We start from the raw sequence: 12346 nt of genomic DNA, 5'->3' as shown, positions 1-12346 counted from the left end.
TGACAATACTAAGGTATTATGCTATTCTATTAGAAAAGAACTATGAAAATGCGTTATAATGGAGGTATATTAGTGAAAAAGAAGATTATTATTGTTTTAACAATTCTATTCATTGTAATTTCAGGCGGAATCTATATATACAACAAACTAACCAAACCTAACTTTAGCCCCAAAACAACCAAGCTCTATCAGCGAGGCTTTAGACTCTTAGAAGAACAATATGGAACCTATTTCAAAGAACACTATAAAGGTATTGAGAAGATTAAATTTTCTCCGATTTATATTGAAGGGGATAATGGTGGTTCTATGCTAAATGCCTATGTACGTCCGACGATTTATGATAAATATGGGAATAAAGCAACATTAGGAACAACAATAGAGAACTACACACCTAATAGCTATGGTTTAGTTACTCATATATTTCTTGATTTTGATGGTGCAGGAAATGATGTTATAGAATTAATGGACTCACACGGTAATGAGATTGATGTTTCAAATGCAAAACATTTGCCAGACGAAGCAAAGCTCACGAAGGCTAGAAGTACAGATGAAAATATTTCTTTATTGGTTGAAGACAGTCAGTTAAAAGATGTTGTCAAGGATGAAAAAGGAAGCCCAGAAGCTGAAATCATTTACAATGTTAAACTAAGTAAAGAGGAAGGATGATGTGGAACTAACTGGGGAATGTGATAGTTTTCCTAGCTATTTGAATGGTAACCTTTCTTCTATTATCATAAAGCAAATGGACAGGTACTACATCTGTCTTTTTGTTTGCATTTATTCTGCAACGAAATCTTTTAAATATGATACAATAATAACAGATTATAAACGGACAAGGGCGGCAGAGTAATCTTGCCATGTTGTTCGCTAGATGAGGAGAAGCTGATGCAAGCAGTTAAACATTTTATTGAAACTTTTGTTCCTGAGCACTATGATCTCTTTTTGGATCTGAATCGTGCCGACAAGTCTTTTTCAGGCAAGGTGACCATTACTGGAGAAGCTAAGACGAGTAAGATTTCCCTACATCAAAAAGATTTGACAGTTGAAGCTGTAGAGGTGGCTGGCCAAGCTCGTCCTTTCACTCTTGATAAGGACAATGAAGCTCTTTATATCGAGCTGGAAGCAGCTGGTCTTGTAGTGGTGACAATAACTTATACTGGTAAGATTACGGACAATATGACCGGGATTTACCCATCTTACTACACGGTAGATGGTGTGAAAAAAGAGATTATTTCTACGCAGTTTGAGAGCCACTTTGCCCGCGAAGCCTTTCCGAGTGTGGATGAGCCAGAGGCTAAGGCAACTTTTGATTTGGCTTTGAAATTTGACCAAGCAGAGGGTGAGTTGGCTCTGTCTAATATGCCAGAAATTGATGTTGAAAACCGCAAAGCGACTGGCGTTTGGAAGTTTGAAACGACTCCACGTATGTCTTCCTATCTCTTGGCTTTTGCTGCAGGTGATATGCAAGGAATTACTGCTAAAACCAAGAATGGAACTTTGGTAGGAGTTTATGCGACCAAGGCCCACCCAGAGAGCAATCTTGAGTTTGCTTTGGACATTGCGGTTCGCTGTATCGAATTTTATGAAGAATACTATGGAGTCAAGTATCCTATTCCTCAGTCCCTTCATGTGGCCCTGCCAGATTTTTCTGCTGGTGCTATGGAAAACTGGGGCTTGGTGACCTATCGGGAAATCTATTTGCTGGTGGATGAAAATTCAACAGCTCTGAGCCGTCAGACAGTTGCCTTGGTTGTTGCACACGAACTAGCCCACCAATGGTTCGGAAATCTAGTGACCATGAAGTGGTGGGATGACCTCTGGCTCAATGAAAGCTTTGCCAATATGATGGAGTATGTCTCAGTTGATGCGATTGAGCCTGGCTGGAAGATTTTTGAAGATTTCCAGACCAGTGGAGCTCCTTATGCCCTCAAGCGTGACGCGACAGATGGTGTCCAGTCGGTCCATGTAGAGGTCAAGCACCCTGATGAAATCAATACTCTTTTTGATGGGGCAATCGTCTATGCCAAGGGTAGCCGTCTCATGCACATGCTGCGTCGTTGGCTGGGAGACGATGCCTTCCGTAAGGGGCTAGGCGCCTACTTTGAGAAGCATCAGTATGGAAATACCATCGGTCGTGACCTTTGGGATGCTCTTTCTCAAGCTTCTGGCCGTGATGTAGCTTCCTTTATGGATGCTTGGTTGGAACAACCGGGTTATCCAGTTGTCACTGCTAAGGTTGAAAATGACTGCTTGATTTTGACCCAGAAGCAGTTCTTCATTGGAGAGCACGAAGACAAGGGCCGTCTCTGGCCAGTACCGCTCAATAGCAACTGGCAAGGACTTCCTGATACTCTGACGACAGAAAGACTGGAAATTCCTAATTATGCAGCCTTGGCAGCGCAAAATGAAGGAGCCCTGCGTCTTAATACAGAAAATACTGCCCACTATATCACCGATTATCAAGGTGAGTTGCTGGATGCTCTTCTGAATAATCTCAGCTCTTTGGACAATATCAGTAAACTGCAAATCGTGCAGGAGCGCCGACTTCTGGCAGAGTCAGGTAAGATTTCCTATGCGGACCTGCTACCAGTCATCAGCAAGCTGGCAAACGAAACTTCTTATATGGTGGTTTCAGCTGTTTCCCAAGTGCTAGAAGGATTGAACCGCTTTGTGGATGAAGGCAGTCAGACTGAAGAAGATTACAAAGCCTTGCTGAAAATTCTCAGTCAAAGTAATTTCGACCGTCTTGGTTTTGAAAAACAGGAGGGTGAAAGCGATGAGGATGAGATGGTTCGTCAGCTAATTGTGGGCAATATGATTAAGGCAGACGATGAGACAGCTAAAGCTCAAGCAAGCCAGATTTTTGACCGCTATCGTGATAATTTGGAAAAACTCCCTGCCGCTATTCGCTTGCAGGTATTGGTCAACCAAATCAAGCATCATGAAAGCAAGGAGCTGACTAAGCTTTATCTGGACCTCTATGTTGCTTCAAATGATGGAAGCTTCAAAAATGCACTTTCTACAGCCCTTTCTTATACGAAGAACAAGGAAACCTTGGATGAACTTTTAGCGACTTGGAAGGATAAATTTACTGTGAAACCGCAGGATTTGTCAGCTTGGTATGCCCGTTTCCTCAGCCGAGATTTTACTCAAGAAGCAGTGTGGACTTGGGCGCGTGAGAATTGGGACTGGATCAAGGCAGCACTAGGTGGCGACATGAGCTTTGATAGCTTTGTCATTAGCCCAGCAGTGGTCTTCAAGACAGAGAAGAGATTGGCAGAGTACAAAGCCTTCTTTGAGCCGCAGTTGGACGATATGGCGATTAGCCGAAACATCAGCATGGGAATCAAGGAAATCGCTGCGCGTGTTGAACTGGTGAAGCGTGAGAAAGAAGCAGTGGAAAAAGCAATTCGAGCTGCTATCTGATAGTTTTAATTAAATTGAGAAGAAAGTCTGAGATATTATATTATCTCAGGCTTTTTCTTTATCATTTTGAGTATTTAAACATTGCTAATATGCCTTTGCTTTGATAAAATAGAATAGTATGTGAAATAAACAGGCAACTGTTTAAAGGAGAAATGGAGTTTATAATGGAAAAGAAAATAGTCTATGGCTTCCGCAAGAGCCGCCTTTCTAAGGGCTTGTGCGGAGCTGTTTTGGGTGTGGCTTTGTTGGTAGCTGCCGGATCAGTTCAAGCAGAGGAAAAGGTATCTTCAGCAGCAGATCAGTCTGCCCTTTCTGAAGCTGCACTTTCGCCAACCGAAGCGTCCCAGACAACTGCTGCCCCTGCTCAGTCGGAGCCAGTAAGTCAAGACAAGCTTCCCTTGGAGGTTTCTCATGCGGACTTGGACCAAGCTGTGGCAGAGGCTGAGAAAGTAGGTATCCAGCTAAAGCAGGAGCCAAGTGTTGATTTAGGAACAGCTAGAAATCCAGAAGAAGCTGCTAGTAAACGGGAGACAGCGCTAACAGATTATGAGACCCAAGTCAAGGAAATACGTGAAACCACAGCAGCTTATCAAGAGCAACTGAAGACTTATGAGAAAGAACTCAGTCAGAAAGAGTCTGCCAATCAAGCCCTGAAAGACCAATATGACAAGGCTCTGGCTTCCTATGAACAAGAGTCCAGTCGCATTCAGGCTGAAAATACTCAGCTTCAGGCAGACTATGAGCAGAAACGGACGGCTTATCAGGCAGAATTGAGCCGTATAGTAAAAATCAATCAAGAGAAAGAAGCCTCCTATCAAGCAGCTTTAGCAGCCTATCAAGAGGAGCGTTCACGGATTTTACAAGAAAATGCTCAAGCAAAAGCAGACTACCAAACTGTTATGGAGAGCTATGCTACAGAGCTGAAAGCTACTCAGGAGAAGAATGCAGAAGCAAAGCGTCGCTATGAAGAAAGGCTTGCTCATGTCTCAGCTCACAACAAAGCTGCCCAAGCTGAAAATGCAGCTATTGCAGAACGAAATCAGGCAGCTAAAAAGGCCTATCAGGAAGCAGTCAAGCAGTATGAAGCTGAAGTTTCCAGACTGGCTCAGGTTAAGGCAGAAAAAGAAGCTGTTTATCAAGCAGCCATGGCTGACTATGAGAAAGAGTTGGCTAGAGTTCAGAAAGACAATGCTGAGTTAGAAAAGCAGTATCAGTTAGATTTAAGGGCTTACCAGCAGGAAGTAGAACGCATTCAAACAGCCAATCAAGCAGCCCAACAATCTTATGAGACAGTCTTGGCTAAAATTCAAGAACAGAATAAAGAGATTGAGGCCCAAAATCTAGCTGTTCAGAAGAAAAATGCAGCCTTAAAGGAGCAGTATCAGGCTGATTTAGCAGCTTATCAAGAGCGATTGGCTGAGATTCGTCAAAAAAATCAAGCGACAGAGAAAGACTATGAGAGCAAATTAGCTGCTTATCAAAAGAATCGCTCTGAAATCGAGGCGGCCAATGATGTCAAAGCGAGAGATCATCAAGCAGCTTTGACTGCCTATCAATCTGAACTTGAGCGTGTCCAAGCTGAAAATAAGAAGCGCCAAACTGCCTATGAGACAGAAAAAGCAGAAGTAACAGCCCGTAATGCTGCCATTCAAGCTGAAAACGCCCAGATTCGTCAGCAAAATCAGGAAAAACAAGAGTTTTATAAAAATCAATTAGCTCAATATGAGCAGGATGTGGCTCGAATCACCGAGAGCAATCAGAAAAGTCGAGAAGCATATGAGAAAGCCTTGCTTACCTATCAGGAAGCGACTGCTCGGATTGAGACAGAAAACAAGAATAAACTAGCTGCTTATCAGGCAGACTTAGCGACATACCAAGCAAATCTTGCAAAGATTGAAGCAGAAAATCAAAGAATAAAAGAAGACTATGAGGCAAACCTTGCTTCTATTTCAGCGCAGAACGCAGTGATTGAGCAGGAAAATGCAAGCATTAAGGAAAAAAATGCCCGCTTGAAAGCTGACTATGATAAGCTCTTAGAAGAATATAAGAAGGCAAAAGCTGCCTATGATACAGCCAAAACTAAGTATGATGCAGCTCTTGTAACTTTTGAGAGAGAGTTGCAGGAAGCTGAAGCTAAGAAAAATGAAGAAGGCTATCTCAGTAAGGTTGAAAGCCAGCCTTTTGTTTTCAAATCTGAGCCCCAGGCTGTCTTGACGCTTGATCCCTCTATTAGAACCTATACCAATGATGAGCTGACTGATGAGGTTCGTTCTTGGGGAATGGATCAACAAGGAATAACTGCTTTGACCAGTGTTTTAAAAGGGAAAGAACATCAGACTAAAGTCATTTTACAAAAAGATGTGCCTCTGGTAGCTACTTATACTAATATCAAAAATTCCAGTATTCAGGGCAAGAAAATCGCTAAAGTTGTCTACACTTATACTCTGAAAGAATCAACGAAGAGTCAGGATAAGCTTCCAGTTTTCTTAGTTAAGGATCCGACCTTGACTGTCTGGACCTTGGATTTTCGCGGCCATTCTCGAGTCAATGTCCAAGCGGAGTTTTTCGATGAAGCTGGAGAAAGGCTTGATATGACAGGTTCGCTTGTTAGCTTCTCATCTTTAAATACGAATAAAGCTGCGATTGAGTACATCAAGAATTTTAATGGTGAATATATTCCTATCACAGGATCTGCTATTAACATTCACCCAGATACCAGTGTTCATGCCGATATTTCTATTAACCATGAGAAGGAAGGCTCTCGCTTTGAGTATAATAAGTGGGATACGCCTACTAGTCCCTATAACTGGTATGGCGCTATTGTAGGTAAAGCTCAGGGAGATGTCATTTCCTTTGACATTGGTTCGCGAAACCGGGGTTCTGCTTGGTTTGTATTTAACTCTGATATTAAAGCCAAAGGTGTTCCAATCAAGCCTGTTGCTCCGACAGAAGTTGCTCAACCTCAGGAACCGGCTTATGAGGAAGTTAAGGCCTTGCAGCCTCTTCCGAGTCAGCCAGTCTATCAACCTTTGCCGCAAGGGCCAGCACAGCCGGCCTATCAAGAACTTCCTAGCCAGCCGACAGAAACTCAGCCTCTTCCTCTTCCAAATCGGTCTGAGGAGCCAGTAGTCCTACCAGAAAGAGATCTGGAAATTCTGCCGCAAGAGCCAACTTATCTGCCTGAGCCGCTTCAACCTCAAAAGCCAGTTTATCAGGAAGTGCCAGAAGAACCTAGCTCCCCTTCTCTATTGACAGAGCCGACTGCAGTTGAAGAGCCAACCTATGAGAAGGAGCAGCCCTTGCTGAGCCTTCCGCAAGCACCGGTCGAAGATCCACTTCCACAGGAACCACAGCTCCCAGCTTATTTGAAGGAACCAGAAAAACCTCAAAAAGCTCCTGAAGTAAGCACGGGTGAGGCTCCGAAACCGCCTGTTTATGAAGAAGAAATTGCTTTAGAGGACCTGCCTCAGGAGCCAAGCTATCTACAGGAACCACAGCTCCCTCAAGAACCAGTTCTTCAGCCTGAACCCCAGTCACCTGTCAGAGAAAGTGATCTGCCTTTGATTGAGGAGCCTGACAATCCGAACTATAAAGAGGTTCCTCAAAAGCCGGCTGAACCTAGCTATCAAGCTTTGCCAAGCCGTCCGCAAGCGCCGACTCAAACTTATCACTATAACCAGCTCTTTATCCAGTTAAAAGTCAGAGAAGAGTTGGAGGATGAGTCCAAGAAGAATATTCATCAACAAGAGGTTAGCCAAGGAAGTTTTGCTGTCCTTAATCTGGTAACGGATGCTTTGCCTGCTTATCGTTTGCCAATTCACTCTTTTGTATTGGAAGATCGTCTGCCAGAAGGTTTTGAATTAGATCTAGAAGCTACTAGAGCGAAAAGTTCTGGTTACGAGGTTTCTTATGACCCGAGCACCAGAGTTTTGACTTTTGTTGCTGCACCAGGTCTGCTTGAACGCTACAATGCTGACTTGAATACTGCGACCGAGACCCTAGCTCCAGCAGCAGTCGGTCGACTCTTGTATCCAGGCAGAACCTATACCAATCATTTCAGCTTGCTGATTAATAATCAATACCGGATAGAGTCCAATCAGGTTAGTGTTTCGACACCTCCTGCAGAAATTACTATTCAAACAGCACAGAAATTTGAGCCTCTTTCAAACCAGGATTGGCAGCATCAAAGATCTGCAAGTAAGCAACCAAGCAACATGCAGCTATCTGTCAGCTACCAAACCAGTCAAGGTCAATTGCCTAAAACTGGAAGCAGTTCGAGCTCTCTTCTCACTTATCTTGGATTTGCGGCCTTGCTAGCTTCAGCTGGTTTCCGCCTTTCTAAGAAAAAGTCATAAAAAAGTAAGCAGCTCCTGTATCAAGAGCTTTTGAACATGATAAATTTAGACTGAGACAATTTTGTCCCAGTCTTTTTTACTGAGGATTTTTGAGCAAATGGTTGATAGATGTATCAAGTGTTTTAGATAGGCAAGTATTTTAAGATGAACGTAAATCGTGTTATAATAGCCATGTCAAAGAATTTTTACTTACAATAATCACTAATGTTAAAGAATTTCATCTAGCCAAACAACTAAAAAATAAGTATGATGAGGAGGAAAAGATAATGTTAGGAAAACAATTGAAGTTTATACGGGAGCAAAAAGGCTATAGTCAAGCTCAGATTGCAGAATCACTAGGGACGACTCGGCAGACCATCTCGAACTGGGAAAATGATAAGACGATTCTAGATAGTGTAAGTCTTATTCGTCTAGCCGATTTTTACCAGATTTCATTAGATGAGCTATGTGGTCGAAATGCTTTATCTATCTCCAAAGATTCGAGCATAAAATCAATGATTTTGACAAATGCCTGTACACTTTGGACTTGCTTTGTTTCATCTCTCGGATAGTTTTATTGATTTTCCTGCTAACTTTTTAGTTATTTAGAATATTAGGAGGAAAACAATGTTTTACTATTTTTATTTATCTCTCGCAATTCTATTTGAAATTGCCGCCACAAGTCTTTTAAAACTATCTCAAGGTTTTTCGAAACTATTTTTCGGTTGCCTTGCTTTGATGTTTTATGGCTTGTGCTTTTTCTTTTTATCTCTATCTTTAAAGGGCATTCAGTTAAATCTAGCTTACGCTATTTGGTCTGGAATAGGTCTAGTAGGGACAACGATATTATCTATTCTGCTTTGGCACGAAAAAGTAACAGCTATAAGTCTTTTAGGAATAACTCTGGTTATAGTCGGACTTGTTTTATTAAATTTATCACAAAAGACTCACTAGAGAATGGAGAATTATATGTTTGATAATTATTTTAAAAATAAAAAGGTTGTAATTATTGGTGCAAGTGGGAGCTTGGGAAGAGTCTATACTCGAGCTTTTCATCAAGCGGGTGCTAGGTTATTCCTCTTAGGAAGAGATATAGATAAGTTAACGATGTTTGTGCAAGAATTTTCGCCTTTTATTCCAATAAGCTCAGTGGATATTACAAGTGAAGAGTCTCTAAAAAATGTAGTATCAGAGATACAAGAGTGGTCGGAATGTATAGATATTGTTATCAATGCAACTGGTTTTGATGTAAGAAAGTCTTTGTCAGCGCATTCCCTTGAGGACATAGAGCAGACACTATTGATCAATTTATCTGGCGCCATTCTGATTAGCAAGATTTTTCTGCCCTTATTAGCAAATGAAAAAGGTGCTACAATTGTGCATTCTGGCGGTTTTGCAGATGGGCGGCTCGCTTTCCCTTACTATAGCGTAGATGTGGCCAGTCGTGCAGGGATTTTTTCTTTTATTGAATCAATAAATCGCGAATTAAAGCAGGAGCAGAAAAAGGTGTATTTAACCTATTTTTGTCCCAATGCTGCGGACACACCCTCAGAAAAGCCTTACCATCCTGTTTGGAAGGAAATGGGGATTAAGATTTCAACTACAGATGAAGTTTGCCTAGCTTTGCTAAAAGGTATTAAGTCTCATCAAAGAGTCATCCTGATGGGGCGAGGAGCAACTTTGTTTGCTAAACTCAATCTTCTGTCTTCAAGATTAGCTGATTTTCTTTTATTAGATAAATATAGCCGTATATTGAAAAAGCACTTTTCATAAACCATTTTCCCTATCTTTCAGCCTTTTTTAAGAAAAAATTCAGTCCTGTTTAAGTAAAAATCTATATGATAATGCTATTCAAGTGAAAGGATGTGTATGGGATGACTTGAAAGCTGCATTAGCTTCTTGTTTGATAGAAACAGATAGAAAAATTTACAAAAGAAAGAAGGAACATATTAAATGGATATGGAAAAAATGATTGTTGTAGAAAAAAGCACTAAATGGTGGCTGACGGTTGCGACGGGTGGTGCTCTAGCAGTCGGACTTCTGGGCGGTTATGGTCTTGCGACAGCTATTCACGGTACAAACAATCAGCAATCAGCTATTCAACAGCCAGCTGCTATGCCTGGAGCACCGGAGCAGGGGCAGAATGCAGGAAATGGCATGCCGCCACAAGCTGGTCAGAATGGTCAAAATGGTGGACCAGGTAATGGAATGCCGCCGCAGGATGGTGGACCAGGACAGAACGGTCAAGACCAAGGAATGCCGCCTCAAGACGGCCAGCAGTCTGACAATGACAAGAGCAAGAATTCTTCTGCTCAGCAAAATGACAACGGGAAGAAAAACAAGAAAAAGTCTTCAACGAACACAAATGAACAATCGGACAAGAATAATAAGTCGACAAAAGAAAATAAAACGTCGCAGTCGTAGAAAAAACTTACTGATTTTGACCCAAGTCATGATATAATAAGAATAGCAAATAAAACAAAAACCAAAAGACATAATCTTGGAAAGTTTTATTGGAGGAAAGAAAAATGATTAAAATTCTATTGGTAGAAGATGACCTTGGACTGTCAAACTCAGTTTTTGATTTTTTAGATGATTTTGCAGATGTAATGCAGGTTTTTGATGGTGAAGAAGGTCTATATGAAGCAGAAAGCGGTGTTTATGACCTCATCTTGCTGGATCTCATGCTGCCTGAAAAGGACGGTTTCCAAGTGCTGAAAGATCTCCGAGCAAAAGGAGTTACAACACCTGTTCTCATCATGACAGCTAAGGAAAGCTTGGATGACAAAGGACATGGCTTTGAGCTCGGAGCTGACGACTATCTGACAAAACCTTTCTATTTGGAAGAACTGAAAATGCGGATCCAGGCGCTTTTGAAACGCGCTGGTAAATTCAACGAGAATACTCTTTCTTACGGTGATGTGACTGTCAATTTATCTACAAATTCGACCACGAAGGCAGGTAAAGATGTAGAGTTGCTTGGTAAAGAGTTCGACCTCTTGGTTTATTTCCTGCAAAATCAAAATGTAATCTTGCCTAAGACTCAAATTTTTGACCGTCTGTGGGGCTTTGACAGTGATACCACTGTTTCCGTTGTCGAAGTGTACGTTTCAAAGATTCGTAAAAAACTGAAAGGAACGGCATTTGCGAAAAACCTACATACTCTTCGTAGTGTCGGCTACATTTTAAAAGATGCTGAATAAAATCAAGAAGACCTTTTATGCGGATGATTTCTCTTATTTCATTCGCTATTTTGGGTTGTTTACATTAATCTTCTCAGCCATGACCTTGATTATTATTCAGGTTATGCGCTCCAGCCTTTATACGTCAGTTGATGAAAATCTGAAAAAACTGAGTAATGATCCTAGTTCAGTAGCTGATTTGGCCTATCGGACGACAGGTCAGCAGTCTGATCCGAGTAATAAGGTCAATTCTAAAAGTCCTAAAAGCAGTAAAGAGCCAGATGGCGATTCAGATGAAGAGCCTAAGCCTAACAATCTAACTACGCCAAATGTTAGCTCTAATACCTTTGCCTTGCTTTTGGATGATGATTATAAAAATATTTCCACTAGCAAGAGCGATGGTTTTCTGGACTTTAATTCATTAGAGTTTAACAAGTCCTATCTGAATCAAATCAAGGAAATTGTGATTGGCAACAGCTTTGGTCAGACAGAAAGCTATCGGGCTTATCTCTTTGATATTGATCCTAAAAATGAGTATCCTGATATCAAGTATGCTGTGGTCATGACTAGTATCAGCCAGTTGGAGCAGACCAGCAGCAAGCATGAGCAGTTGATTGCCATGGTCATGGTCAGCTTTTGGGGAATTTCTCTAATTGCCAGTATTTATCTGGCTCGGATGAGTGTCAAGCCTCTGCTGGAAAGTATCCAGAAGCAGAAGGCTTTCGTGGAAAATGCCAGTCACGAGCTACGGACTCCTCTGGCAGTATTGCAGAGCCGCTTAGAGACGCTCTTTCGTAAGCCTGAAGCTACAATTATGCAGAGCAGTGAAAATATTGCTTCTAGCTTGGATGAAGTACGGAATATGCGCTTGCTGACGACCAATCTGCTCAATCTGGCCCGTCGCGATGATGGCATTAAGCCTCAATATGGTGAAGTTGAACCAGAATTTTTTGATACGACCTTTGCTAATTACTGCATTATCGCAAGGGAGAATAAAAAAGCCTTTCATTCAGAAAATATGATCAAGCACCCTATTGTGACCGATCAAATTTTTCTCAAACAGCTGATGACTATTCTATTTGACAATGCTATCAAGTATACAGATGATGATGGCGTAATCAGTGTCATGGCTACTTCGACAGATCGCTACCTTATTTTCCGAGTGGCGGACAATGGTCCTGGTATCAGCGATGAAGATAAGAAGAAGATTTTTGATCGCTTTTATCGGGTGGATAAGGCTCGGACCCGTCAGAAAGGTGGCTTTGGTCTGGGACTTTCTCTGGCCAAGCAGATTGTCGATGCCTTCAAGGGCACCATTTATGTCAAGGACAACAAACCAAAAGGTACGGTCTTTGAAGTTAAACTGCTATTGAAAGAAACGAAAAAGCGCTCTGTTAAATAGCG

9 protein-coding genes are annotated in these 12346 nt (G+C 41.7%); all 9 read left to right on the top strand.

Features of this window, described 5'->3' with window-relative positions:
• Window positions 1–42: 42 nt before the first annotated feature.
• Window positions 43–666, top strand: coding sequence for a hypothetical protein (locus K1I94_RS04150; protein ID WP_223314509.1), 624 nt, complete (start codon window positions 43–45; stop codon window positions 664–666).
• A 219-nt stretch (window positions 667–885) separates the two neighbouring features.
• Window positions 886–3426, top strand: a complete 2541-nt coding sequence (locus K1I94_RS04145) for a M1 family metallopeptidase (protein ID WP_223314508.1) — start codon at window positions 886–888, stop codon at window positions 3424–3426.
• A 152-nt stretch (window positions 3427–3578) separates the two neighbouring features.
• Window positions 3579–7781 (top strand): GbpC/Spa domain-containing protein, encoded by a 4203-nt coding sequence (locus K1I94_RS04140; RefSeq protein ID WP_223314507.1) that lies wholly within the window; start codon window positions 3579–3581, stop codon window positions 7779–7781.
• A gap of 266 nt (window positions 7782–8047) precedes the next feature.
• Complete coding sequence (locus K1I94_RS04135) at window positions 8048–8332, top strand: helix-turn-helix domain-containing protein (RefSeq protein WP_002906772.1); 285 nt, start codon at window positions 8048–8050, stop codon at window positions 8330–8332.
• A 55-nt stretch (window positions 8333–8387) separates the two neighbouring features.
• Window positions 8388–8714: a DMT family transporter gene (locus K1I94_RS04130; protein ID WP_223314506.1), complete on the top strand. Its 327-nt coding sequence runs from the start codon at window positions 8388–8390 to the stop codon at window positions 8712–8714.
• A gap of 3 nt (window positions 8715–8717) precedes the next feature.
• Complete coding sequence (locus K1I94_RS04125) at window positions 8718–9533, top strand: SDR family NAD(P)-dependent oxidoreductase (protein WP_223314505.1); 816 nt, start codon at window positions 8718–8720, stop codon at window positions 9531–9533.
• Between the two features lie 180 nt (window positions 9534–9713).
• Window positions 9714–10184, top strand: coding sequence for a hypothetical protein (locus tag K1I94_RS04120; RefSeq protein WP_223314504.1), 471 nt, complete (start codon window positions 9714–9716; stop codon window positions 10182–10184).
• A gap of 104 nt (window positions 10185–10288) precedes the next feature.
• Window positions 10289–10963: a response regulator transcription factor gene (locus K1I94_RS04115; protein ID WP_002897753.1), complete on the top strand. Its 675-nt coding sequence runs from the start codon at window positions 10289–10291 to the stop codon at window positions 10961–10963.
• Window positions 10953–12344 (top strand): sensor histidine kinase, encoded by a 1392-nt coding sequence (locus K1I94_RS04110; protein ID WP_223314503.1) that lies wholly within the window; start codon window positions 10953–10955, stop codon window positions 12342–12344. Before K1I94_RS04115 ends, K1I94_RS04110 begins: the two co-directional genes overlap by 11 nt.
• Window positions 12345–12346: the final 2 nt, after the last annotated feature.

The sequence above is a fragment of the Streptococcus sanguinis genome, assembly GCF_019929145.1.
Lineage (GTDB): Bacteria > Bacillota > Bacilli > Lactobacillales > Streptococcaceae > Streptococcus > Streptococcus sanguinis_U.
Note: the sequence above shows the minus strand (reverse complement) of the source record. Positions and strands in the feature narration are given on the sequence as shown.